General features: G+C 72.0%; 22 protein-coding genes, 1 pseudogene and 1 riboswitch. Of the genes and pseudogenes, 14 read left to right on the top strand and 9 right to left on the bottom strand.

All coding sequences use genetic code 11. The features are described 5' to 3' along the window. Window positions 1-167: 167 nt before the first annotated feature. A complete protein-coding gene (locus tag IE217_RS04475; RefSeq protein ID WP_190176363.1) occupies window positions 168-2309 on the top strand; it encodes a SpoIIE family protein phosphatase in 2142 nt (713 codons plus the stop codon). 27 nt (window positions 2310-2336) lie between these two features. Here IE217_RS04475 and IE217_RS04470 read toward each other — a convergent pair whose 3' ends face one another. Next, complete coding sequence (locus tag IE217_RS04470) at window positions 2337-3407, bottom strand: AI-2E family transporter (RefSeq protein ID WP_190176362.1); 1071 nt, start codon at window positions 3405-3407, stop codon at window positions 2337-2339. A 114-nt stretch (window positions 3408-3521) separates the two neighbouring features. Then, complete coding sequence (locus IE217_RS04465) at window positions 3522-4097, bottom strand: helix-turn-helix domain-containing protein (RefSeq protein ID WP_190176361.1); 576 nt, start codon at window positions 4095-4097, stop codon at window positions 3522-3524. A gap of 158 nt (window positions 4098-4255) precedes the next feature. Between IE217_RS04465 and IE217_RS04460 the strand changes: the two genes are divergently transcribed. Then, a complete protein-coding gene (locus IE217_RS04460; RefSeq protein WP_190176360.1) occupies window positions 4256-4903 on the top strand; it encodes an FMN-binding negative transcriptional regulator in 648 nt (215 codons plus the stop codon). Between the two features lie 47 nt (window positions 4904-4950). Further along, window positions 4951-5658 carry a B3/B4 domain-containing protein gene (locus IE217_RS04455; protein ID WP_190176359.1) on the top strand — a complete coding sequence of 236 codons (708 nt, stop codon included), beginning with the start codon at window positions 4951-4953 and terminating at the stop codon, window positions 5656-5658. 98 nt (window positions 5659-5756) lie between these two features. On the opposite strand, the pseudogene IE217_RS04450 reads toward IE217_RS04455, so the two are convergent. Further along, window positions 5757-6470, bottom strand: a pseudogene (locus IE217_RS04450) (pirin family protein); the annotation flags it as partial. A gap of 105 nt (window positions 6471-6575) precedes the next feature. After that, window positions 6576-7049, bottom strand: a complete 474-nt coding sequence (locus IE217_RS04445; RefSeq protein ID WP_190176358.1) for an SseB family protein — start codon at window positions 7047-7049, stop codon at window positions 6576-6578. Between the two features lie 244 nt (window positions 7050-7293). On the opposite strand from IE217_RS04445, the gene IE217_RS04440 reads away from it, so the two are divergent. The 3 genes from IE217_RS04440 (at window position 7294) to IE217_RS04430 (ending at window position 10904) form a co-directional block, all read left to right on the top strand. Further along, window positions 7294-9120 (top strand): acyl-CoA dehydrogenase, encoded by a 1827-nt coding sequence (locus tag IE217_RS04440; RefSeq protein ID WP_190176357.1) that lies wholly within the window; start codon window positions 7294-7296, stop codon window positions 9118-9120. A gap of 87 nt (window positions 9121-9207) precedes the next feature. Continuing rightward, entirely contained in the window at window positions 9208-10512 is a 1305-nt protein-coding gene (locus tag IE217_RS04435; protein WP_190176356.1) for a M18 family aminopeptidase, read from the top strand. Window positions 10513-10652: 140 nt separating this feature from the next. Continuing rightward, the gene (locus tag IE217_RS04430) at window positions 10653-10904 is read left to right on the top strand and encodes a DUF6458 family protein (RefSeq protein ID WP_190176355.1); all 252 of its coding nucleotides are present in this window, start codon (window positions 10653-10655) and stop codon (window positions 10902-10904) included. Window positions 10905-10976: 72 nt separating this feature from the next. Here IE217_RS04430 and IE217_RS04425 read toward each other — a convergent pair whose 3' ends face one another. After that, on the bottom strand, window positions 10977-12842 hold the full coding sequence (locus IE217_RS04425; protein WP_190176354.1) for an NHL domain-containing thioredoxin family protein: 1866 nt from the start codon (window positions 12840-12842) through the stop codon (window positions 10977-10979). Between the two features lie 108 nt (window positions 12843-12950). Here IE217_RS04425 and IE217_RS04420 point away from each other — a divergent pair, with 108 nt between their 5' ends. Then, complete coding sequence (locus IE217_RS04420; protein ID WP_190176353.1) at window positions 12951-13451, top strand: LURP-one-related/scramblase family protein; 501 nt, start codon at window positions 12951-12953, stop codon at window positions 13449-13451. A 47-nt stretch (window positions 13452-13498) separates the two neighbouring features. Here IE217_RS04420 and IE217_RS04415 read toward each other — a convergent pair whose 3' ends face one another. Continuing rightward, complete coding sequence (locus IE217_RS04415) at window positions 13499-14293, bottom strand: carbon-nitrogen family hydrolase (protein WP_190176352.1); 795 nt, start codon at window positions 14291-14293, stop codon at window positions 13499-13501. Between the two features lie 220 nt (window positions 14294-14513). Between IE217_RS04415 and IE217_RS04410 the strand changes: the two genes are divergently transcribed. Next, complete coding sequence (locus tag IE217_RS04410; RefSeq protein WP_190176351.1) at window positions 14514-15338, top strand: maleylpyruvate isomerase family mycothiol-dependent enzyme; 825 nt, start codon at window positions 14514-14516, stop codon at window positions 15336-15338. A gap of 243 nt (window positions 15339-15581) precedes the next feature. Here the strand turns inward: IE217_RS04410 and cobT are convergent, their stop codons facing one another. The 3 genes from cobT to IE217_RS04395 form a co-directional block, all read right to left on the bottom strand. Next, window positions 15582-16658: a nicotinate-nucleotide--dimethylbenzimidazole phosphoribosyltransferase gene (cobT, locus tag IE217_RS04405; protein ID WP_308432685.1), complete on the bottom strand. Its 1077-nt coding sequence runs from the start codon at window positions 16656-16658 to the stop codon at window positions 15582-15584. 211 nt (window positions 16659-16869) lie between these two features. Next, window positions 16870-17048: riboswitch (cobalamin riboswitch) on the bottom strand. Between the two features lie 246 nt (window positions 17049-17294). After that, the gene (locus tag IE217_RS04400) at window positions 17295-18611 is read right to left on the bottom strand and encodes an MFS transporter (protein WP_190176349.1); all 1317 of its coding nucleotides are present in this window, start codon (window positions 18609-18611) and stop codon (window positions 17295-17297) included. Then, the gene (locus IE217_RS04395) at window positions 18608-19273 is read right to left on the bottom strand and encodes a GntR family transcriptional regulator (RefSeq protein ID WP_229865016.1); all 666 of its coding nucleotides are present in this window, start codon (window positions 19271-19273) and stop codon (window positions 18608-18610) included. The genes IE217_RS04400 and IE217_RS04395 overlap by 4 nt, the downstream gene beginning before the upstream one ends. Window positions 19274-19481: 208 nt before the next feature. Here IE217_RS04395 and IE217_RS04390 point away from each other — a divergent pair, with 208 nt between their 5' ends. The 6 genes from IE217_RS04390 (at window position 19482) to IE217_RS04365 (ending at window position 24347) form a co-directional block, all read left to right on the top strand. Further along, entirely contained in the window at window positions 19482-20387 is a 906-nt protein-coding gene (locus IE217_RS04390) for a D-alanyl-D-alanine carboxypeptidase family protein (protein WP_190176348.1), read from the top strand. A gap of 157 nt (window positions 20388-20544) precedes the next feature. Continuing rightward, window positions 20545-20958, top strand: coding sequence for a WXG100 family type VII secretion target (locus IE217_RS04385; RefSeq protein ID WP_190176347.1), 414 nt, complete (start codon window positions 20545-20547; stop codon window positions 20956-20958). A gap of 34 nt (window positions 20959-20992) precedes the next feature. Next, window positions 20993-21307: a WXG100 family type VII secretion target gene (locus IE217_RS04380; RefSeq protein ID WP_190176346.1), complete on the top strand. Its 315-nt coding sequence runs from the start codon at window positions 20993-20995 to the stop codon at window positions 21305-21307. Then, window positions 21307-23256 (top strand): RNase A-like domain-containing protein, encoded by a 1950-nt coding sequence (locus tag IE217_RS35050; protein WP_190176345.1) that lies wholly within the window; start codon window positions 21307-21309, stop codon window positions 23254-23256. Before IE217_RS04380 ends, IE217_RS35050 begins: the two co-directional genes overlap by 1 nt. Before the next feature lies 1 nt (window position 23257). After that, on the top strand, window positions 23258-23989 hold the full coding sequence (locus IE217_RS04370) for a hypothetical protein (protein ID WP_190176344.1): 732 nt from the start codon (window positions 23258-23260) through the stop codon (window positions 23987-23989). Between the two features lie 58 nt (window positions 23990-24047). Continuing rightward, the gene (locus tag IE217_RS04365) at window positions 24048-24347 is read left to right on the top strand and encodes an RNase A-like domain-containing protein (protein ID WP_190176343.1); all 300 of its coding nucleotides are present in this window, start codon (window positions 24048-24050) and stop codon (window positions 24345-24347) included. Window positions 24348-24379: the final 32 nt, after the last annotated feature.

The raw sequence follows: 24379 nt of genomic DNA, 5'->3' as shown, positions 1-24379 counted from the left end.
CGCTGATCGTGGAATCGCCGGGGCGGCTCCCCGGCTCGACCGGGCGGGCAGGGCCCGGACCCACCAAGCGTACCGGCCGGGCCAGGATCGCCTCCCCACCATTACGGGCGGGGCCGGGCGTACGCCATCGGTGGCAGTGTCCGATCGCATCTTCTTACAGTGGGGCAATGCGCACTGGTGACCCCCTGCCCGCCGTCGGGGACGTCCTCGCCTCCCTCGCGACCGGCATGTGGCACTGGGACACCTCCACGGGACTGGTCGCGGTCGACGCCGAGGCGGCCCGGCTGCTCGGGCTGCCCGCGGCACAGACCACCCTCACCGAGGCCCAGGTGCGCGCCCGCCTGCACCCGGTCGACTGGAACGAGATCACCGGCGTCGTGCAGCTCGCCGCCGCCGAGGGCACCCTCGCCGAGGTGCGCATCCGGATCATGGACGAGCGGGGCCGGATCATCCGTGTCGTGCGCAGCCGCTCCCGCCCCTCCTACGACCGGACCAAGAAGGCCTACGAGCTGATCGGCACGCTCCAGGAGGTCACCGAGCCGACCCCGGGCTCCCCGGCCGGGCGCAGCGCGGTCACCGGCGACTGGCGGCGCTCGCGCGAGGCGTTCCTGCTCGACGCCGGGCGCGCGCTGGCCGAGGCCCGCTCCACGGCGGAGGTGCTGCGGGTGGCGGCGGGCCTGTCGATGCCCGGGTTCTCGCCGGACGGGCTGGCCGTCTTCGGGGTGGAGGCCGACCGGCTGACGATCATCGGCCACCACGGGCAGCGGGCCGGCGACGAGGGACCCTTCGTCCACATGGCGCTGGAGACGGACTACCCGGCCGCCGAGGTGGTCCGCACCGGGCGTGCCGTGTATCTGTCCTCGCCGCAGCAGTACCAGGCCCGCTACCCGCTCACCTGGCCGCTCGCCCAGCGCTTCGACCGCCGCTCCTGGGCGTTCCTGCCGCTGACCGTGCAGGGCCGCACGATGGGCGCCTGGATGGCCGCGTTCTCCTACCCGGTCGCGTTCACGCCCGACGAGCGGTCCGTGCTGACGACGGTGGCCCGGATGCTCGCCCAGGCCCTCTCCCGCGCCGGGACGGCGGAGACCGAGCGGGAGCTGAGCGAGGGCCTCCAGCGGTCGATGATGCCCACGCTGGGCCCGGAGGTCCCCGGCATGGACCTCGCCGCCCGGTACGTGCCCACCGGCGGCGGCCTCCAGGTCGGCGGCGACTGGTACGACATGATCCCGCTGCCCGGCGGCACCTCGCGCAGCCGGGACCGGGCGCGGTCGGGGCGGTTCGCCCTGGTCATGGGAGACGTGCAGGGCCACGACGTGCGGGCGGCGGGGCTCATGGGCCAGCTGCGCATCGCGCTGCGCGCCTACGCCTCCGAGGGTCACCGCCCCGACGCGGTGCTCTCCCGCGTCTCCCGCTTCCTGCACGGGATCAGCGCCGAGAGTGACGACATACGCTTCGCGACCTGTCTGTACGCTGAGGTCGACCCACGCAGTGGCGTACTGGAGCTCGCCCGCGCGGGCCACCCGGACCCGGTCATCCGCATGGCGGACGGCACCGTGCTGCTGCGGCCGACGGCGGGCGGCCTGCCGCTCGGCATCGACCCGGACGCCGACTACCCGACCACCCGGTTCACCCTGGAGCCGGGCGAGACGATGATGATCTGCACGGACGGCCTGATCGAGACCGGCGGCCACGACCTGGACACCGGCTGGCAGCGCATCCGTACGATCCTGGAGCAGCACGAGGGCGACACCGAGTCGCTCGCCGACGCGCTGGTCCAGGCCGTGCACGGCCCGTCCTCGCACCACACCACGGGCCCGCTGGCCGACCGCCGCGAGGACGACATCGCCGTACTGCTGCTGAGCCGGCGGCGCGAGAGGCCGGGCGGTGAGGCGGCGGCGCCGCCGGAGACCCGGCGCACCCTGCTGACGGTCGCGCAGGCGGAGCCGGAGCGGGTCGCGGTGGCCCGGCAGCAGCTGCGGGAGCTGCTGCACGACTGGTCCTCGGAGGACCAGGTCGACACGGCCGTGCTGCTGCTGTCGGAGATGCTGACCAACGTCCTGGTGCACACCGACACCGACGCGCTGCTGATCGCGGAGGTCGGCGGGGAGAAGGGCGAGCGGCGGATGCGGGTGGAGGTCACCGACGCCGGGGACGACCTCCCGCACAAGCGCCGTCCCGGCGAGCTGGCGTCCTCCGGACGCGGCCTCGTGCTGGTCGAACTCCTGGCGGACGCCTGGGGCGTGGTGCCCCGGGGCCAGGGCAAGACCATCTGGTTCGAGCTCTACGAACCTCCGGCCGGCCTCGGCTGACCCTCCCGGAGGGTGCGGCGCCCCGGTCTACGGCTGTTCCTCGTCGGCCTCGTCGGCCTCGTCGGCGGCCCCGGCGCCGTGGTGCTCGCGGAGCTGGTGGCCGATTCCGGTGGCGGCGGCCGTGAGGGGGACGGCCAGGAGCATCCCCACGATTCCTGCCACCGAGGCGCCCGCGGTGATGGCCAGGAGGACCACGGCCGGGTGCATCTGCACGGTACGGCTCTGGATCACCGGTTGCAGGACGTGGCCCTCCAGCAACTGCACCGCGACCACCACGCCGAGCGCCCAGAGCGCGATCACGAAACCCCGGTCGGCGAGCGCGACCAGGATGGCCACGGCGCCGGAGATGAACGCGCCGAGATAGGGGATGTAGGCGCCGACGAAGACCAGCGCGCCCAGTCCGATGGCGCCCGGCACGCGCAGTAGGAGCAGGCCGACGGTGATGCACACGGCGTCGATCAGCGCGATGAGCGTCGTACCGCGCATGAAGCCCTCGACGGCCGCGAAGGCCCTGCGGGCCATGGCCTCGGCGGCGTCGGCCCGGCCGCCGGGGGCGACGGAGCGCAGGGCGTCGAGGGCCCGGTCGGAGTCGCGCAGGAAGAAGAAGACGAGCAGCAGGGCGAGCACCGCCATGGCGATGTACTCGCCGACCACGCTGACCCCGCTGATCACGTTGGAGACGGCCGTACCGCCGAACTTCTCCAGCAGCCGCCTGCCGTTGGTGGCCAGGTCGTCCAGCGAGGTGCCGGCCGATCCGAAGCGCGCGGCGACCCACTTCGCGGCCATGTGCAGCGAGTTGACGATCTGATCGCCGCTGTCGATCAGCGCGGTGACCACGATCCAGACGGCCCCGCCGACGACCACGACGACCGCGACGCAGGTGATCCCGGCGGCCAGCGACCGGTTGACCCCCGCCCTCGCCAGCCGCCGGAAGAAGGGCCGCAGCAGCGCGGTCCCGAGCAGCGCCAGCAGCACCGGGGTCACCGTGGTCCGGAACACCACGCACAGCCGGACCACGATCCACACCACCCCGGACACCAGGAGCAGGGCGGCACACCAGGCGGCTAGCCGTCGAACGGCCTCGGGCACCAGGGACACCCCACCAGCCCACCACGCCTCCGCCGCCCTGTCCTGCACGCCCGGCCGCCCGGGTGACCCCCGGTCCGCCCGGGCGACGGCTCCCCTGCGGCTCAGGCGGGCCCGGGCGGCAGCTCAGGCGGGCCCGGGCGGCAGCTGGACGGTCATGATCAGGTGGCAGGGCCTGTCGCCCGCGCCGCGGTAGGTGTGCGGGGTGTCGCCGTCGAAGGTCGCGGTGCGGCCGGCCTCGACGGTGTGCTCGGCGCCGTCGACGACCAGCGTCATCCGGCCCGAGGTCACGCTCACGGTCTCCACGACACCGGCCTGGTGCGGGTGGCTCGGGTACTCCTCGCCCGGCTCCAGCCGCCAGCGCCACACCTCCACGGGCGCGGGTCCGCCGGTCGTCAGCACGAGCCGGGCCTCGCTGCCCCGCTCCCCGGTCCACAGCGGGGCCACGGCGTCGGCGTCGACCACGCGGACCCGGCCCTCGGGCGGGCCCTGCATCAGGGCGGAGACCGTGATGCCGAGGGTGTCGGCCAGCCGCACCAGGGTGGCCAGGTTGGGGTTGCCCTGCGCCTTCTCCAGCGCCACCAGGGCGCCCTTGCTGACCTGGGCGCGCCTGCCGAGCTCGTCCAGGGACAGGCCCGCGCGGGTGCGGGCCGCCCGGACGTTGTGCGCGATCGTCCGCAGGGCCGCGGCTGTCTCGGCCACTGATCACCATCCTCGCAGTGGGGGGTGGCAGAACGACCGTACGGTCATTCTACTGCCCCCTGGCAGTCGTTTCGTTGTACTGTTCAGTCGTTCCGTCGCCTGCCGCATAGTAGGCGACGGAACGGAGCCGGAGAGCGGAAGAGCCGGAGAGGGAGAACATGCTGGTACACCCCTGGGACGCCGGTCTGGACGCGGACGAGTGGCAGACGTGGCTCGCCGAGGGCCACGACTTCGGGCAGCTGGCCGTCAACGGCCTGCCCGGCAGTCCGCCCATGGTCGTCCCCACCCACTTCAGCCGCGACGGGGACCGGCTCCTCGTCCACCTGGCCCGGCCCAACCCGGTCTGGGAGGCGATCGAGCACGACCCGGCGGTCGTCCTCACCGTCATCGGCGACTACGCCTTCGTCCCCGGCCCCTGGCGCGCCGCGGACGGCGTCCCGCCCACCGACGGAGTCCCCACCAGCTACTACGCGGCCGTCCAGTTCACCTGCCGGGCCCACGTCGTCGACGACCCCGAGGCCAAGGCCGAACTCCTGCGCCGCCAGCTCGCCCACTTCCAGCCCGAGGGCGACCACGCCCCCGTGGCCGTGGACCGGCCGCCGTACGGGCGGATGCTGTCCGGCATCCGCGGCCTGCGTCTGGAGGTCACGGACGTACGGGCCAAGTTCAAGTACGACGACCACAAGCCCGTGGAGCACCGCGCCCGTGTCGCCGACCGGCTCACCGCCCGCGACCGGGACCTCGACGCCGGCACCGCCCGCCAGCAGCGGCGCCGCCTGGACCGCATCGGCCCGTGGAAGTCCTGACCCCGCCCCGCCGCACGTACCGCACCCCGGAAACGGAAACCCGCAGCATGCCCGCCTTCCGCCTGGCCCCCGCCGTCGCCGGCGCCTTCCCCGGCACCCTCATCGCCCTGGTCACCGCCACCGGCCTGCGCGGCCGCGAGCCCTGGCCGGCGGCCACCGCCGCCCTGGAGGACCTGGAGCGCCGGCTCGCCGAGGACAGCTGGCGCCCCGCCGACGAGACCGACCCCCGCGTCGAGGCCTGGCACACCGCCTACCGCTCCTTCGGGACCAACCCGCGCCGCGTCCGGCCCAGCGTCGACGCCCTCGGCCGCCGCCTCGCCAAGCGGGGCGCCCTGCCGCGCATCAACCCGGCCGTCGACTCCTGCAACGCCGTCTCGGTCCGCCACGCCCTGCCCGCCGGCGCCTTCGACCTCGCCCACGTCACCGGCGACGTCGTCATCCGCCCCGCGGACGGCACCGAGTCCTTCACCCCGCTGGGCGAACCGGACACCACCGAGAACCCCAGGCCCGGCGAGATCGTCTACGCCGACACCACCGGCGTCCTCACCCGCCACTGGAACCACCGCGACGCCCACCGCACCCGCGTCACCGAGGACTCCGCCCACGTGACCTTCGTCCTCGAAACACTGCGCGCCGCCCACGACGGCGGCCTCCTCGAACTCGCCGCCGGTGAACTCCAGGACCTCCTGGCCCCCCACGCCGAAGGCACCACCGTCCACTACCTGAGCCCCCCGGACCCCGAGGCCACCGTCTGAGGCGCCGGCCGCACCGTCCGCACACGCGACGAGCCCGGTCCGGGTGCTCCCGGACCGGGCTCGTCCTCCGTTGGCCGGCTCTGCGGGCCGGACGCGCCCTACAGCCCGCCCTCCGTCATCCCGTGCACCGCCGGGACGGTGCCCAGGCGGCCCTTCTGGAAGTCCTCGAAGGCCTGCATCAGCTCTTCCTTCGTGTTCATCACGAAGGGGCCGTAGTGCGCCATCGGCTCGCGGATCGGCTGCCCGCCCAGCAGGACGACCTCCAGGTCCGGCGTGTGGGAGTCCTGCTTCTCGTCCGCGCGCACGGTCAGCGAGGAGCCCGCGCCGAAGACGGCGGTCTGGCCCGCGCGGACCGGGCGGTGCTCGGCGCCCACCGCGCCGCGGCCGGCCAGCACGTACGCCAGGCCGTTGAAGTCCTCGCGCCACGGGAGGGTCAGCTCCGCGCCGGGGGCGAGCGTCGCGTGGATCATCGTGATCGGCGTGTGGGTGATGCCCGGACCGGCGTGGCCGTCCAGCTCACCGGCGATGACGCGCAGCAGCGCGCCGCCGTCGGGGGAGGTGAGCAGCTGGACGTTGCCGCCGCGGATGTCCTGGTAGCGCGGGGCCATCATCTTGTCCTTGGCCGGGAGGTTCACCCACAGCTGGAGGCCGTGGAAGAGGCCGCCCGACACGACCAGGGACTCCGGCGGCGCCTCGATGTGCAGCAGGCCCGCGCCCGCCGTCATCCACTGGGTGTCGCCGTTGGTGATGGTGCCGCCACCGCCGTTGGAGTCCTGGTGGTCGAAGATCCCGTCGATGATGTACGTGACCGTACCTCCTTGTGCGCCAACTTTAGTTGACTGTTGAACTTTCTGTCACCCGCAACAGAGAAAGCCCGGAGGGCATTCCCTCCGGGCTCCCGCCAGTGACAGGCAGCGCTAGCCGTACATCCGGCGCATGGCGAAATCGACCATCTGCTCCACCGACTTCGCGTCGAAGACGATCCGGTGCTCGCCCTCCATGTCGAGCACGAAACCGTAGCCGGTCGGCAGCAGGTCGATCACCTCCGCGCCGGTGATCACGAAGTACTTCGACTCCTTGCCGGCGTACCGGCGCAGCTCCTTGAGGGAGGTGAACATCGGGATCACCGGCTGCTGCGTGTTGTGCAGCGCCAGGAAGCCCGGGGTGTCGCCGCGCGGGCAGTAGACCTTGGAGGTCGCGAAGGTCTGCTGGAAGTCCTCGGCGGTGATCTGCCCCGTGGTGAAGGCCCGGACCGCGTCCGCGAGGGAGGGCGGCGACGGCTCCGGATAGAGCGGCGCCTGCTGGCCGTACCCGCCGACGCCGCCGGGCATCTGCTGCTGCGGGGGGACGTATCCCTGCTGTGCGCCCGCGCTCTGGTCGTAGCCGTACATGACCGCAAGACTAGTCAACGGCCGGGCCCGTGGGAGACCCTCGCCCGAGAAGCCGCCGGCCCTCGGCCACCGACCACCGACCCCCGGCCGCCGGCCGCCGGTCCCGGAGTAGAGCCTCGTCACAGATGACCGATCGGGGTTGCGTCTTATTACCGACGGGTAGCATCATCTGAGCTACTAGTTGGTACGTGAACCAGATGCGAGGAGACAGTGCCTCGCCGAGTCCTCAACGGGAGCCGTGGCCATGGGGCACTACAAGCCGAACCTCCGCGACATCGAGTTCAACCTCTTCGAAGTGCTCGGCCGCGACAAGCTGTACGGCACCGGCCCGTTCGAGGAGATGGACACCGACACCGCCAAGTCGATCCTCGAGGAGCTGACGCGCCTCGCGGAGAACGAGCTGGCGGAGTCCTTCGCGGACGCCGACCGCAACCCCCCGGTCTTCGACCCCGAGACCAACACCGCGCCGGTCCCGGCGAGCTTCAAGAAGAGCTACAAGGCCTTCATGGACTCCGAGTACTGGCGCCTGGGCCTGCCCGAGGAGATCGGCGGCACCACCGCCCCGCCCTCCCTGATCTGGGCCTACGCGGAGCTGATCCTCGGCTCCAACCCGGCGATCTGGATGTACTCCTCCGGCCCGGCCTTCGCCCGCATCCTCTTCGAGGAGGGCACCGAGGAGCAGAAGAAGTGGGCGCGGATCGCGGTCGAGAGGACCTGGGGCTCCACCATGGTGCTCACCGAGCCCGACGCGGGCTCCGACGTGGGCGCCGGCCGCACCAAGGCCGTCCAGCAGGAGGACGGCTCCTGGCACATCGAGGGCGTGAAGCGCTTCATCACCTCCGGTGAGCACGACATGGAGGAGAACATCCTCCACTACGTCCTCGCCCGCCCCGAGGGCGCCGGCCCCGGCACCAAGGGCCTGTCCCTCTTCCTCGTCCCGAAGTACCTCTTCGACTTCGAGACCGGCGAGCTGGGCGAGCGCAACGGCGTCTACGCCACCAACGTCGAGCACAAGATGGGCCTGAAGGCCTCCAACACCTGCGAGATGACCTTCGGCGACCGCCACCCCGCCAAGGGCTGGCTGATCGGCGACAGGCACGACGGCATCCGCCAGATGTTCCGCATCATCGAGTTCGCCCGCATGATGGTCGGCACGAAGGCGATCTCCACCCTCTCCACGGGCTACCTCAACGCCCTGGAGTACGCCAAGGAGCGCGTCCAGGGCCCCGACCTGGCGAACTTCATGGACAAGACCGCGCCCAAGGTCACCATCACCCACCACCCCGACGTGCGCCGCTCGCTGATGCTGCAGAAGGCGTACGCCGAGGGCATGCGCGCCCTCGTCCTCCACACCGCCTCCGTGCAGGACACCATCGCGCTGAAGGAGGCCAACGGCGAGGACGCCAAGGCCGAGCACGCGCTCAACGACCTGCTCCTGCCGATCGTCAAGGGCTACGGCTCCGAGAAGGGCTACGAGCAGCTCGCCCAGTCGCTGCAGACCTTCGGCGGCTCCGGCTTCCTGCAGGAGTACCCGATCGAGCAGTACATCCGCGACGCCAAGATCGACACCCTCTACGAGGGCACCACGGCGATCCAGGGCCAGGACTTCTTCTTCCGCAAGATCGTCCGCAACCAGGGCGCGGCGCTGAACTCGCTCGCCGAGGACATCAAGAAGTTCCTCGCCCTCGGCACCGGCGGCGAGGAACTGGCCGGCGCCCGCGAGCACCTCGCCAAGGCGGCCGTCGAGCTGGAGGCCATCGTCGGCCTGATGCTCACCGACCTCGCGGCCACCGAGCAGGACGTCAAGAACATCTACAAGGTCGGCCTGAACAGCACCCGTCTGCTGCTCGCCTCCGGTGACGTGGTCGTCGGCTACCTGCTGCTGCGGGGCGCCGCCGTCGCCGCCGAGAAGCTTCAGACCGCCTCCGCCAAGGACAAGGCGTTCTACACCGGCAAGATCGCGGCGGCGAAGTTCTTCGCGGCCAACGTCCTGCCCGGCGTCACCCTGGCCCGCAAGGTCGCGGAGAACGTCGACCTGGACCTGATGGAGCTCGACGAAGCCGCGTTCTGATCACTGTCAGGCGTACGACGTCGTCACGAGGGTCCGCTCCCGCACCGGGAGCGGACCCTCGCCGCGTCCCGTCGTTAAGGTGAACCCATGAGTACAAGCCGGATCTTCGACCGCGGCCACACCGACGACCTGATGTCCTTCCTGGCCGCCAGCCCCTCGCCGTACCACGCCGTCGCCAACGCGGCCGGGCGACTGGAGAAGGCCGGTTTCCGCCAGGTCGCCGAGACCGACGCCTGGGACGGCACGAGCGGCGGGAAGTACGTGCTGCGCGGCGGCGCGATCGTGGCCTGGTACGTCCCCGAGGGCGCCGCGCCCCACACGCCCTTCCGCATCGTCGGCGCGCACACCGACTCCCCGAACCTGCGCGTCAAGCCGCTGCCCGACACCGGCGCGCACGGCTGGCGCCAGGTCGCCGTGGAGATCTACGGCGGCCCGCTGCTGAACTCATGGCTCGACCGCGACCTGGGCCTGGCCGGCCGGCTGACCCTCCGGGACGGCTCGGCCCGGCTGGTGAACGTGGACCGCCCCCTGCTGCGCGTGCCGCAGCTGGCCATCCACCTGGACCGCGCGGTCTCCACCGACGGCCTCAAGCTCGACAAGCAGCGGCACCTCCAGCCGGTGTGGGGCCTCGGCGACGACGTACGCGACGGCGACCTGATCGCGTTCCTGGCGCAGGAGGCGGGCCTGCCGGCGGGTGAGGTGGCCGGCTGGGACCTGATGACGCACTCCGTGGAGCCGCCCGCCTACCTGGGCCGCGATCGCGAGCTGATGGCGGGCCCGCGCATGGACAACCTGCTGTCCGTGCACGCCGGCACGGCGGCCCTCGCGGCGGTGGCGAGCGCGGACGGAGCGGCCGGCCTGCCGTACATCCCGGTCCTGGCCGCCTTCGACCACGAGGAGAACGGCTCCCAGTCGGACACCGGCGCCGACGGCCCGCTGCTCGGCGGTGTGCTGGAGCGCTCGGTGTTCGCGCGCGGCGGCTCGTACGAGGACCGGGCGCGCGCCTTCGCCGGCACCGTCTGCGTGTCGTCCGACACGGGCCACGCGGTGCACCCCAACTACGCCGAGCGCCACGACCCGACCCACCACCCGCGCGCGGGCGGCGGCCCGATCCTCAAGGTCAACGTCAACAACCGCTACGCGACGGACGGTTCGGGGCGCGCGGTGTGGGCGGCGGCCTGCGAGAAGGCCGGGGTGCCCTTCCAGTCCTTCGTCTCCAACAACTCCATGCCGTGCGGCACCACGATCGGCCCGATCACCGCCGCCCGGCACGGCATCCGCACCGTGGACATCGGCGTGGCGATCCTCTCCATGCACAGCGCCCGCGAACTGTGCGCCGCCGACGACCCGTTCCTGCTGGCGAACGCTCTGGTGGCGTTCCTCCAGGGCTGACCGCCGCGCTCCACGCCCGGTGGGCGAGTCGCCTCCCCGGCCCGCATGCGCGTCCCGCAAGCGGGTACCCGGAGTTGACCGGAAGGGACCGGAACAGGCCGGAACCACCGGACCTGACACCGGACTAGGAGGCGACACTCATGGGCCTCGGCGGGTGCATCATCCTCATCGCCGTGGGAGCCATCCTCACGTTCGCGACCGACTGGCACATGCAAGGGGTCAACCTCGACCTGGTCGGCATCATCCTCATGATCGTCGGTCTGATCGGCGTCACCACCTTCAGCAGCATCGCCCGGCGCCGCCGCGTGATGGTGCCGCCCACGACCACGGTGGTCGAGGAGGACCGCCACCACCACACGCGCGACGGCTACACCGACGGGTACGGCGTGTGAGCACGCTCCCCGTCACCGGACGCCCCGTCACCGGACACGTCGTCAGCGGACACGTCGTCAGCGGACACCACGTCAGCTGGCGTCGTCCGGCCGGGCGTCCATTCCGGCGAGGACCAGCGGCAGCCGGTCCGTGCCGGACCCGGCCAGGCGGACCGGGACTCCCCAGTCCTGCTGGTGCACATGGCAGGCGGGATACTCGTTCACCGGGTCGTCGTCGCACGAGGCCGCCATGGCGGAGACGTGCAGGACGCCCTCCGGGACGGCGGGGTTGAGCTCCAGGGCGCGGGACAGATCGGTGCCCGCGCCCTCACCGCTCAGCAGCAGCTCCGGCGGGGTCGCGGAGACCAGCAGACGGGTCGAGGGCCCGTAACGCGTGTCCAGCTTCTGTCCGGCCGGGGCCTGGAAGATCACGTCCAGCTCCAGCGGGCCGGGGGCGACCTCCGTGGCCGCTCTCTGGGTGCGGTGGGCCACGGCCTCCACCCGTACCGCCTCCTCGGGCAGCCGCAGCCGGGTCAGCCGGTGCCGCGCCGACTCCACGACCACGATGTCCTCGCCCGCGAGCACGGCGCCGCTCGGCTCGCGCAGATCGGTGGCGAGCGTGGTGACCTGGCCGGTCGCCGGGTCGTAACGGCGCAGGGCGTGGTTGTAGGTGTCGCTGACGGCGACCGAGCCGTCCGGCAGCGCGGTCACGCCGAGCGGGTGCTGGAGCAGCGCCTGACCGGCGTCGCCGTCGCGGTGCCCGAAGTCGAACAGCCCGGTGCCGACGGCCGTGTGGACGTGCCCCTCCGGGTCCACCCAGCGCAGCGCGGAGGTCTCCGAGTCGGCGACCCACAGCCGCTCCGGCGTGGCCGCGAGCCCGGAGGGCTGCGCGAACCAGGCCTCACCGCCGGGCCCGTCGACCAGCCCCTCGTTGGTGGTGCCGGCGGTCACGGACACGGTGCCGTCCGCCGGGTCGTACGCCCACAGCTGGTGCACGCCCGCCATGGCAGTCCACACCCGGCCCTCCCACCAGGCCACGTCCCAGGGCGAGGACAGGCTCACCTCGCGGGCCGGCCCGGACGTGGCCTCGCCCTGCATCCACTGGCGCCCGGTCCCGGCGAGCGTCGTCGTCCCACCGCCGGCCGGGTCGAACCGCCGCAGCGCGTGGTTGACCGTGTCCGCGACGACCACGGTCCCGTCCGGCAGCAGCGCGAGTCCCTGCGGTTCCTGGAACCGCGCGCGGTCCGCCGGGCCGTCGGTCAGCCCCCGGCCGCCCTGCCCGATCCGCCGCACGACCGTCTCCCCGTCCGCGGCCAGCTCCACCAGCTGGTGCCGGGTGGTGTCACTGACCAGGAAGTTCCCTGACGGCAGCAGCAGCGCCTTGCCGGGAAAGCGCAGGATGGTCGGCTCCGGCTCCGGCGGCACGTACGGCCCTCCCTCCGGGATGTGCCCCCATCCCCGCCGCAGGGTGCCCTTCGCCGCGTGCTCGGCCTCCAGCTCCCCCACCAGGCGCTCGATGGCGTGCGCGTGGCCCTCGCCGGCGTGCTGCGCGACGACGTAGCCCTCCGGGTCGATCACGACGAGCGTCGGCCACGCCCGTACCGCGTACTGCTTCCAGGTGGCGAGATCGGGATCGTCCAGCACCGGGTGCTCCACCCCGTACCGCTCCACGGCGTCGGCCACCGCCCGGTGCTCCGTCTCGTGCACGAACTTCGGCGAGTGCACCCCGATGATCACCACGGTGTCCCGGTGCTTCTCCTCGAGCTCCCTGAGCTCGTCCAGGACGTGCAGGCAGTTGACGCAGCAGAACGTCCAGAAATCGAGGATGACGATGCGTCCCCGCAGATCGGCGAGGCTGTACTGCTTGCCGCCCGTGTTCAGCCAGCCGCCCGCGCCGGTCAGCTCGGGGGCGCGCACGCGGGGGCGTCGGGTGGCGGGGGCCGGGGACGATTCGTTCATGGATCAAGGGTGCCACCCGCCACCGACAACGGCCGAGGCGGCCACCCGGCTCAGCCCCTCGGCCTACCGGCGGCGTCGGCACGGCGTGGCCGGGGAAGCGGTGAGGGCATGAGATTTCTCGTGCGGGACCGGATCCTCGGCATCGGGGACGACTACTGGATCGAGGACGAGCGGGGCAACAAGGTCTTCCTCGTCGACGGCAAGGCCATGCGGCTGCGGGACACCTTCGAGCTGAAGGACGCCCAGGGGCGGGTCCTGATCGACATCCACCAGAAGATGCTCGCGCTGCGGGACACGATGGTGATCGAGCGGGGCGGGGAGGCCCTGGCCAAGATCCGCCGCAAGCGGCTGTCGCTGCTGCGCAACCACTACCGGGTGACCCTGGTCGACGGCACCGAGCTCGACGTCAGCGGCAAGATCCTCGACCGGGAGTTCGCCGTCGAGTACGACGGCGAACTGCTCGCGGTGATCTCGCGGCGCTGGCTGAGCGTCGTGGAGACCTACGGCGTCGACGTCGTACGGGACGACGCCGACCCGGCGCTGCTGATCGCGGTGGCGGTGTGCGTGATCCACCTGGCGGAGAAGGAGCGGGAGGAGAGGGAGGAGTGAGCGGGGGGGGCGGCTGCCGCCGTGACCGCTCCGGGCCCTTTCCCCGCCTAGGGGCGCGGTGGGGCCAGGCCCAGGACGCGGTCCTTCAGGGCCGGGAACTCCTCGCGCGTGACCTCGGTCCGCGCCGGGTCGAAGTCGACCGTGAGGACCTCCTCACCGGCGCCCGCCTCCGCCAGCACCTCGCCCCACGGATCCACCACGATCGAGTGACCCGCCTGCGGAACCCCGGCGTGCGTCCCGGCCGTTCCACACGCGAGCACGAAGGCCTGGTCCTCCACCGCCCGCGCCCGGGCCAGCAGCGTCCAGTGCTCACGACGGCGTTCGGGCCAGCCCGCGCAGAGCACCAGGGTCTGGGCCCCGGCGTCGACCAGACCGCGGAAGAGTTCGGGGAAACGGAGGTCGTAGCAGGTGGCGAGGCCGACGGTGGTGTCCGGCAGACGGACCGTCACCAGCTCATGCCCCGCCCCCATCAGCACGGCCTCGCCCTTGTCGAAGCCGAAGCGGTGGATCTTGCGGTAGGCGGCGGCCAGTTCGCCGGACGGGGTGAACAGGAGGGAGGTGTTGTAGAGGGGGCCCTCGGGATCGCGCTCGGGGACGGAGCCGGCGTGCAGCCACACGCCCGCGTCGCTCGCCGCCTTGGCCATCGCCTCGTAGGTGGGGCCTTCCAGCGGCTCGGCCTCGGACGCGAACCGGTCGAAGGCGAACGCCCCGGTCGTCCACAGCTCCGGCAGCACGACCAGGTCGGCCCCGGCCTGCTCGCGTACCAGCGCGGCCGCTCGCCGCCGCCGGGATTCGACCGGTTCGCCCTCGTCCACGGCGATCTGGATCAGCGAGGCGCGCACACTACCACCGTCCTGGCATTCGAGTCGTCCACACGGGCCTACGATCGTCACATGAAAGCACTGCCGGGGTGCTTCACAGCAGCGTAACTTGGGGGTCCCCCCTGCTCGAAGCGGAGCGAGAGCTCGGGGGAGTTCCAAGACGCCCGCCGACCGCCGCCACCTCCCACTGGCAATACCGCCACAACCTGCCCGTGTACCGACCGCCGAGGGGTCCCGTTCCGTGAGTCTGCATCCCACCCTCCAGCCCTACGCCGACGCCTGGACCCACTCCGTCGAAGCGATATCCGAGCTGGTACAGCCCCTCGTGGAGGGCGAGTGGAACCGGCGGACGCCGTGCCCCGGCTGGTCGGTCCGCGACCTCGTCTCGCATGTCATCGGCATGGACTGCGAGATGCTGGGCGACCCGCGCCCCATCCACTCGCTGCCCCGCGACCTGTTCCACGTCACCAACGAGCACCAGCGCTACATGGAGATGCAGGTCGACGTCCGCCGGCACCACACGGCGCCGGAGATGACCTCCGAGCTGGAGTACACGATCATCCGCCGCAACCGCCAGCTGCGCAACGAGAACCGTGACCCGGGCACCAAGGTGCGGGGCCCGCTCGGCGCGGAGATCACCCTCGAAGAGGCCATGCGCTACCGCGCGTTCGACATCTGGGTGCACGAGCAGGACCTGCGCGCGGCCCTCGGCCGGCCCGGCAACCTGGACTCGCCGGGCGCCCACATCGCCCGCGACCACCTTCTCGCCCTGCTTCCGGGCGTGGTGGCGGAGAAGGCGCAGGCCCCGCGCAGTTCGGCGATCGTCTTCGACGTGCACGGCCCGGTGGAGTTCCTGCGCACGATCCGCGTCGACATCCAGGGCCGCGGCACCCTCGAGACGGCCCCCGCGCTCGGCCCCGCCGCGACCCTCACCCTCGACTGGGAGACCTACGTCCGCCTGGCCTGCGGCCGTGTGACCCCGGAGGCGGCGGCGGACCGCGTGAAGGCGGAGGGCGACCAGTCGCTGACGTCAGCGATCCTTGACAACTTCGCGGTGACGCACTGAGACACGTACGTTCCGGCGGCGGTCTCCCGTCGATCCCCTCCCCCGGAGCCGACGCGGCGGGGGCCCGTAGGCGCACCGCCGTCAGGGCCCGCCGTGCGCGGGGCGGCTAACCGCCGCCCGGCGGTTGCTCCGGGCGGTGGCACGCGACCAACGCCGGGCGGCGGCACCGCGCGGTTGGCGCGGTGCCACCCGGGACCGCGCGGCCGGGACCACGCGGTCGTCCGGGCCGGCGCGGTCCGCCGGTCAGGTCCGCTTGCCGGAGACTCCGGCCGAGTCGAAGGTGGCCATGTCCCTGAGCGTGCGGGCCGCCGACTGGAGCAGGGGCAGGGCCAGGAGCGCGCCCGTGCCCTCGCCCAGGCGGAGTCCCAGGTCGACCAGGGGTTCCAGGCCGAGGTGCCGGAGGGCGACGGTGTGTCCGGGTTCGGCCGAGCGGTGCCCGGCGACGCAGGCGGCCAGGGCGTCCGGGGCCAGGGCGGCCGCGACCAGGGCCGCCGACGAGGCGATCACGCCGTCGAGGATCACCGGGATCCGGCGGGCGGCGGCGCCGAGGACGAAGCCGGCGAGCGCGGCGTGCTCCAGGCCGCCGACCGCCGCGACGGCCCCCACGGGGTCCCGCGGTTCGGGCCGGTGCAACTCCAGCGCCCCGCGCACCACGTCCGCCTTGTGCCGCCGGGTCTTCTCGTCGACGCCCGCTCCGTGACCGGTGACGTCGTCCGGCCGCGCACCGGTGAACACGGCGATCAGCGCGGCGGAAGCGGTCGTGTTGGCGATGCCCATGTCGCCGGTCAGCAGGCAGCGGCAGCCCTCGTCGGCGAGCTGCCCGGCCACCCCGATGCCGATCTCGATGGCGCGGATGGCCTCCTGACGGGTCATCGCCGGCCCGCGGGTCATGTCCGCCGTCCCGGCCCGGACCCGGCGCCGCAGCAGGATCCCGGAGTCGCCGTCCTCGCCGGGCAGCGGGGTCGCGACGCCCACGTCCACCGCGACCACCCGGGCTCCGGTCTGTGCCGCGAGGACGTTCACGGCGGCGCCCGAGGCCAGGAAGTTGGCCACCATCTGGGCCGTCACCTCCTGCGGCCAGACACTGACGCCCTGGGCGTGGACACCGTGGTCGGCGGCGAAGACGGCGACGGCGGCCGGTTCCGGCACCGGCGGGGGACACACCCCGGCCAGACCCGCCAGCCGGACCGACAACTCCTCCAGCCGGCCGAGCGATCCGGGCGGCTTGGTCAGGTGGTTCTGGCGGTCACGAGCCGCCGCGACGGCGGCGGGGTCCGCCGGCTCGATTGCGGCCAGGGTCCGCTCCAGCAGCGCGCCCACGACGGGGACGGCAGCGGCCGTATCCCCGAAGGCAGAAGCAGAGGCAGAGGCAGAAGCAGAGGCTGAAGCAGGAGACAAATCAGAAGACGGACGAACCGGGACGGAGCCGGACGAGGGCATCACGGGAGAACCTTCCGCATTCGGCGGTTTTCCACGCCGCCGCGTGTCGGTCCGCGCCCGGGCTGGACGTGCCTGGCGGCGGGACGGGCGGAATATCCTGGCTCCCGGATCCCGGCACCGGCCCCGCGGGCTGAGTGCCGACGCCGTCTCCCGGCCTTCCCAGCGCCGGCTCCCGCCGGCTGCCAGTGGCCATCAGGGGGAGGCGGCTCCCCGGTCACAGTGGCGGGCCCGCCCCGGAATTGGACCGTCGAGGCCCGCACCGGAGTTCCTCCGCGTCCGTCGTCGGCATCCTGCCACAGCCCGACGACCGCGAGAAGCCGCCCCGGCGTTCCGGCGCTGACCCCCCGTCCCTGACCCACCTGGTTACGGCAACGCAGGTTCCGATGGCGTGGGTTACGGTTCCGTAAGTTGTTCGCCCGATTCGAGACCGGCCGAGGGCACGTGCTCCGTCACGCGGGCACGTTGCCCTGTCACACGGGTGTGTGACCGGCCGTCACGCCGGCACGTGCGCGGTCCTCACGCCGGCACGTGCACCGTCTCCACCCGGCTGGCCACCAGCCGCTCCCGTTCGCGCCGCGCCGCCCGCTTCCGCAGCCGCAGGATCTGGCCGACTCCCAGCGCCTGGAGCACGAACACCGCGGAGAAGGCGACGACGTAGTCGTCCCCGGTCGCGTCCAGCAGCACGCCGATGGCGAACAGCGTCGTCATCGAGGCGATGAAACCGCCCATGTTGGTGATGCCGGAGGCCGTCCCCTGACGCTCGGGCGGGTTGGCCGGGCGGGCGAAGTCGAAGCCGATCATCGAGCCCGGCCCGCACGCGCCGAGCACCACGCACAGCACCACGAGCAGCCACACCGGCGCCCGCCCGCCGGGATACCCCAGGGTCGCGGCCCACATCACGGCGGTGGCCGCTACCGTGCCGAGCGCCAGCGGCAGCCGCGCCGCGTGGCGGCGGGCGACGATCTGGCCGTAGACGAGACCGAAGGCCATGTTGGACAGCACGACCAGGGTGAGCAGTTCACCGGCCGCGGCCCGCGTCAGCCCCTGCGCCTGGACCAGGAACGGCATCCCCCACAGCAGCAGGAAGACCATCGCCGGGAACTGCGTGGTGAAGTGCACCCACAGGCCCAGCCGCGTCCCCGGTTCACGCCAGGACGCGGCGATCTGGCCGCGGACGTAGGCGGCACCCTGGTGGGCGGGCGCGGCCGGCTCGAAGCCCTCGGGGTGGTCCTTCAGGAAGAGCAGCAGCAGCGCCAGTACGACCACACCCGCCAGCGCGCTGCCCGCGAAGGCCGCGGTCCAGCCCAGCCCGTGCAGCAGCCGGGCCAGCACCAGCGTGGAGACGAGGTTGCCCGCCATGCCCACCAGTCCGGCGAGCTGGGCGACGAGCGGCCCGCGCCGGGCGGGGAACCACCGGGTGCCCAGCCGCAGCACGCTGATGAACGTCATCGCGTCCCCGCAGCCGAGCAGCGCGCGCGAGGCGAGGGCGGTGCCGTACGAAGGGGAGAAGGCGAAGCCGAGTTGCCCGGCCGTGAAGAGCACCGCGCCGAGCCCCAGCACCTTCTTGGTGCCGAGCCGGTCGACCAGCAGGCCCACGGGTATCTGCATGCCGGCGTAGACGAGGAGCTGGAGGATCGAGAAGGTGGACAGCGCCGAGGCGCCCACGTGGAAGCGGGCGGCCGCGTCGAGGCCGGCGACGCCGAGGGACGTACGGAAGATGACCGCGACGAAGTAGACCGCGACGCCGATGCTCCACACGGCGACCGCGCGGCGTCCGCCGGGCGGGTCGGCCGGGAGCGCGACGGGGGCGGCGGAACCCGTGGCCGAGCTCACCGGACCTCACCCCGGGCGAGGTGGGAGAACCAGCTGACGTGCCGGTGCACGGCGCCGACGGCGGCCTCGGCGTCCTGGGCGCGCAGCGCCTGGAGGATCTCCTCGTGCTCGGCGAGCGTCTTGGCGATGCGGTCCGGGTGGGAGTGCATGACGGCGACGCCCATGCGCAGCTGGCGGTCGCGCAGCTGGTCGTAGAGGCGGGAGAGGATCTCGTTGCCGCCGCTGCGGACGATCTCGGCGTGGAAGCAGCGGTCGGTGACGGCGGCCGCGGCGAAGTCGCCGGCGGCGGCCTGCGCCTTCTGCTTCGCCAGCAGTTCCTCCAGCCGCTCGATGAGCCCGGCGGGCGCCGGCACGGCCTTCCTGGCGGCGTGCTCCTCGACCAGCTGCCGGGTCTCGACGACGTCCGCGATCTCCTGCGCGGAGACCGGCAGGACCAGGGCGCCCTTCTTCGGGTAGAGCCTGAGGAGCCCCTCGGCCTCCAGCCGCAGCAGCGCCTCGCGCACGGGGGTGCGGGAGACCCCCACCGCCTCGGCCAGCTCGCCCTCGGTCAGCAGGGTGCCGCCCTCGTAGCGGCGCTCCAGGACGGCCTGCTTGACGTGGGCGTAGACGCGGTCCGCGGCGGGCGGCTGCTTCACGGACTGTTTCACGGCCAGACTGCTCATGCCGACAGCATAGATACAACACGTACACATGTCCCCGTCGCGTCCAGCATGCGGACGTCCACCTGCCGCCGCGAAATCCACCCCCGCAACCGCACAACCATCTGCGTCGGTTACGAGTCAGACAGATGCGGCCCCGCTTTGCGGGCACCCATCCGTCCCCCAAACCGGCCGCACCGTAGGGGCATTCGACGTAATCGGGGTACCTCACTTGAAAACCGGCATCCAGGCCACCCGCCGCCTCCGCAGAGCCACCGCGATCGCCGTGACCACGGGGGCCGTGCTGGCCACCGGAGCGCTCACCGCCGTCCCGGCACAGGCCGTGACCGCGCCGTCGATCGTGGCCAAGGGCGGCTACGCGATGAACAACGCCACGGGAACGTCGCTTTACACCAAGGCGGCGGACTCCCCGCTCTCCACCGGCTCGACCACCAAGATCATGACCGCCAAGGTCGTGCTGTCGCAGTCGAACCTGAACCTCGACGCCAAGGTCACCATCCAGAAGGCGTACAGCGACTACGTCGTGAAGAACAACGCCTCCCAGGCCCACCTGATCGTGGGCGACAAGGTGACCGTCCGTCAGCTGCTGTACGGGCTGATGCTGCCCTCGGGCTGCGACGCGGCGTACGCGCTGGCCGACAAGTACGGCACGGGCTCCACGATGAGCGCGCGCGTGAAGTCCTTCATCGGCAAGATGAACAGCACGGCCAAGAGCCTCAACCTGAAGAACACGCACTTCGACTCGTTCGACGGCATCGGCAACGGCAACAACTACTCCACGCCGCGCGACCTGACGAAGATCGCCAGCAGTGCGATGAAGAACTCCACGTTCCGCTCGATCGTGAAGACCAAGTCGTACACGGCCAAGACCATCACCAGGACGGGCAGCACCCGCACGATGGCGCCCTGGACCAACACCAACACGCTGCTCAGCAGCTACGCGGGAGCCATCGGCGTGAAGACCGGCTCCGGCCCGGAGGCCAAGTACTGCCTCGTCTTCGCCGCCACCCGCAACAACAAGACGGTCATCGGCACCGTCCTGGCCTCGTCCTCGATCAGCCAGCGGGCCACGGACGCCACCAAGCTCCTGAACTACGGCTTCGCCAGGCTCGGCTGACCCACGATCACCCTGAAAGGGGCCCGCCGCCCGGACTCACGTCACGGGCGGCGGGCCCCTTCGCCGTGCGGAACGGCAGATCGCGGCGGGCGGCACGTAGAATCCGTCGCGGGCGCACGGTAGTTGAAGTGCTGAAGCGACGGGGACGGGGACCGACGTGGGTACGCGGGGAAGCGGTGGGGGCGGTGGGCCCGACCTGCACGTCTCCGGCAAGGATCTGACGAAGCTCGCCGGCGACCTGGACGACATGCAGGACCACCTGGACAAGCAGGTGAAGCGCATGGACGGCCTGGTGGACCGTATCGAGGCGGGCTGGCGGGGGCCGGCGGCGACGGCGTACCGCGAGTTCCACCGCGCGGCGGCCGAGGACGCCGTCCGCATCCGCGAGGTGATGAAACTGCTGGAGCAGGCCGTGCGGATGAGCCGGGACGGCTTCTCCCGGCACGACCTGGACGTGCTGGAGCAGATGCGGTCGGTGCGGGTGGACGTCGGCAGCGAGGCCGGCAGGCTGTCCACTCCCGGCGAGGCCTCCGCACCGCCACCGCCGCGCAGCAGCCTCGACTCCTACTGAGGACGACGAACACGCCATCGACACAAGGGGGAACATGTCGACCGGGCCCGCCGCCGACGACCACATAGCCGTCTCCTTCGCCACCCTCCACGAGCTGGCCACCGAGCTGGAGGACATCCTCAAGAAGCTCAACGGCAAGCTGGACGACCTCTACGAGCGCGTCGAGCCGGTCGTCCTGTCCTGGAAGGGCGAGGCCCGCGAGGTCTTCGTGCAGAAGCTCGACGAGTGGGACCACTGCGCCCAGGACCTCCAGGCGGCCCAGAAGTGGCTCCACGAGTACGTCACCACGGGACACGCCAACTACGCGGCGGCGCACAAGGCGGTCCTGCGCGGGTGGGGGGCCGCCTGATGGCCACGCCGCCCGCCCCGCAGCCCGCCCCGTCCGCGAGTCCCCCGGCCGGAGCGGGCTCAGGAGGCGGCGGTCACCCGTCGCCCCGGCCCGAGCCCGATCCCGAGCCCGGCCCTTCGCCGGACCCCGACCACCAGCCACCGCCCCCACCCCCCACCGAACGCGACGGCCTGCCCTCGGACGCGCGCCGCCGCTGGGAGCGCGACCAGCTGAAGCAGCCGCCCCCCGACAGCGGTGGCGGCTTCGACGTGAAGCCGGGCCACGTCTACTACACCTCCGCGGTGATCCGGGACGAGCAGGTCGACTTCCACAAGAGGGCGATGCGGCTCGTGCACGACGTCGACCACCGCCAGGCCGCCGGCAAGGGCAGCGGCGCCGACGACTTCGCCGCCGCCTACGACGACGTGGCCAAGGAGTTCCTGGAGACCTGGTCAAGGTGCGTGGCCAGCATCGGTGGCGTGTCGGTCGGACTGACCGTCACCGCGAACCACTACCAGGCCGCCGACTGGTCCTCCCGGGGCATCCAGGGACCGCCCCCTCGCCGGGATCCCCCCGTCGGCGTCGGCAAGGCGTCCTACGGCCCGGTCGCGTCGATCAAGTGGACCGGCACCGGGGACGACTCCGACGTGCCCTTCGTGGGGGCCATCGGCGACGTCCCCGACTTCCTGGCCGACCTGATCAAGCCCGCCATCGAGGAGGGTCTCCGGCTCGGCAAGACCCACGAGATCACCCCGGGAGCGCAGACCGGGGACATGCGCGGCATCGGGGACGCCTGGGCGGCCGCCGGGGAGTCGGCCAAGAAGTCGGCCGACGCCTTCACGGGGAGCATCGAGTACCTGACGGACGGCGGCGACAGCGACTGGCAGAGCGCGATGAACGCCTTCTGCCAGTCGATCTGGGGCAGCACCGCCTGGGGCGGCCGGCGCGACACGGACAACGAGGCTCTGCCGCCGTCCCGGCCGGGCGGCCGTGACTGGCGGACGAATCCCAAAGAGGCGCCGTCGGCGCGCCGGCCCGTCATCGAGGTGCTGCAGAAGACCGGCAACGAGATGAAGCAGATCTTCCACGACGCCGCGGACGCCGCCGAGAAGTGCCGCAGGACCACCGAGCGTCTGGCGGCGCAGGCCGCGAAGGCGACCGTCAAGGACATGACGCCGGACGGGTTCTCCTGGGAGGAGTTCACGAAGCTGTCGGCGTACGCGACCTTCGCGGAAATAGTCCTGAAGTTCCGCTCGCACATGGACAAGTCAGGATGCGACGCGGCCGTCGAAGCGTGCCACAAGGCATTCCACGAGGGCGCGGACAGACTCCGCAAACTGCTCCCCGAACTCCGGGAGGCGGCCATCAGCGCGCCGACCTACGAGGCGGAGGAGGCCCGCGCGGAGGCGTTCGGGGCGCGTTCCCTGACCGATTTCAAACCGGGGCACGTGTGGACGCGGCCCGGTGACACGGACGACGGCGTCTACACGGTGGACCTGGCGTCCACCGAATGGCTGGAGAACTCCCACACGGCCTCGAAGCACGTCGGCCTCACCGACGACCAGCTGGCGCAGCGCCTGCGCGACGACCTGAAGAAACCACCCCGGCCGGGAACCGCATGGCCGTACGGCCAGCCCAAAATCGCGGAGGCTTCCTCATTCCAGGACATGGAGTCCGCACAGAAGCTGACTCAATACAATCTGGACAAGAATGACAACAGGATCTCGGACTGGATCAGGAGCAAGCCGGCGAACGGCGCGCGGCTGGACGTGAGCGTTTCGGAAACACCGTACGGCCACAGCGGACGCAGCATCGACAAGAGCGAGATCCAGAATGACCCGTTCCCGGCCGGCGAAGCGAGATACGTGGACGGTGTGGAGACCCGGCTCGTCTACAACGACGACCTCGATCCCCCTTTCACCGTCATGACGTCGATGCCGAAGAATCTGACGCAGAAGGCAGGAAGTTAGTATGACGCCCACCCACGGGAAAGAAGTCGAGTACTGGCAACTGGCCGGAGCCCGTACGCTTCTGTCGCCGTACGAGGGGTGGAGCAAGAGGATCCCCGACAACGCCGCCGAGTGGCGGGAGCGCCTGTTCACTCTGGTGCGCGGACTGCGCACCGCGAGCGTCGACGGCGCACGCCATCCAGCCGAGATCTCCGCGGAACTGCGGCTGGCCGCGGACCTCTTCGAGGCCTTCCCCGACGGTTCGCACAAGGCGCTGAAGAACCTGCCCCGCGCGGCCACCGAGGAGCGCACACCCGGCGTCTGGCGGGAGATCGCCGACTACGTCGACAACTGGGGCGCGGACCTGGAGACGTTCTGTGCAAGGCCCATGGACACCTGGGAGTTGAGTCTCCGCTTCCCGCGCTTCAGTCAGATTCTGCCCATCTATTTCGGTCAGGACGGTGTCGCGATCAGCGACGACATGCACGACGCCACCTCCGAGGAGGGCATCCGCATGTACATCGAGGAAACCCATCCCCGGTGCCCGTGGGACCTGCCGAGCGTGGTCGCGGAGTGCCACCAGGCCATGGCCGTCTTCCACACGGAACACCAGATGGACCGGTTCTTCAGCTCGGCGGCCATGGCCGGCGGTTCCGGCACCGAGGACTTCACCGACTTCTTCCCGCTCTTCGCGCGCCTGTGCGTCGAGCACCTGCGGGAGTCGCACTCGCCGCTGTGGGAGCCGCGCGCGTAGGCACCGGGAACACCGGGACAGCACCGAGCAGGAGACGACAGGAGACGATCGACCCACCATGCGCACCCGTTCCGCCACCTACCCCGACCGTGAGACCGCCCAGTGGGCGACGCAGCAGGTCGTCACCGCCAACGAGCAGGTCGTGCACCGCTGGCTCGCGCAGTCCACGCGTGCGCGGCTGACCGTCGAGGCGTCCTGGCCCTCCCGGCCCGAGCCGGTCGGGCGGGTGCTGCTCCAGGCGATGATGCTGGCCGGCCGCGAGCCCATGGACGTGCGGGCGGCCCGGGTGATCCTCAAGCGGGATCCCTCCCGTGCCCACGGCTTCACCGTGCACGCCACCTTCCCGATCCACCTGTAGCGCCCGTGGCGCCGATCCGCAGAGGCTGACCA

The sequence above is a fragment of the Streptomyces naganishii JCM 4654 genome (assembly GCF_014650575.1).
In the GTDB taxonomy this organism is placed as follows: domain Bacteria; phylum Actinomycetota; class Actinomycetes; order Streptomycetales; family Streptomycetaceae; genus Streptomyces; species Streptomyces naganishii.
Note: the sequence above shows the minus strand (reverse complement) of the source record. Positions and strands in the feature narration are given on the sequence as shown.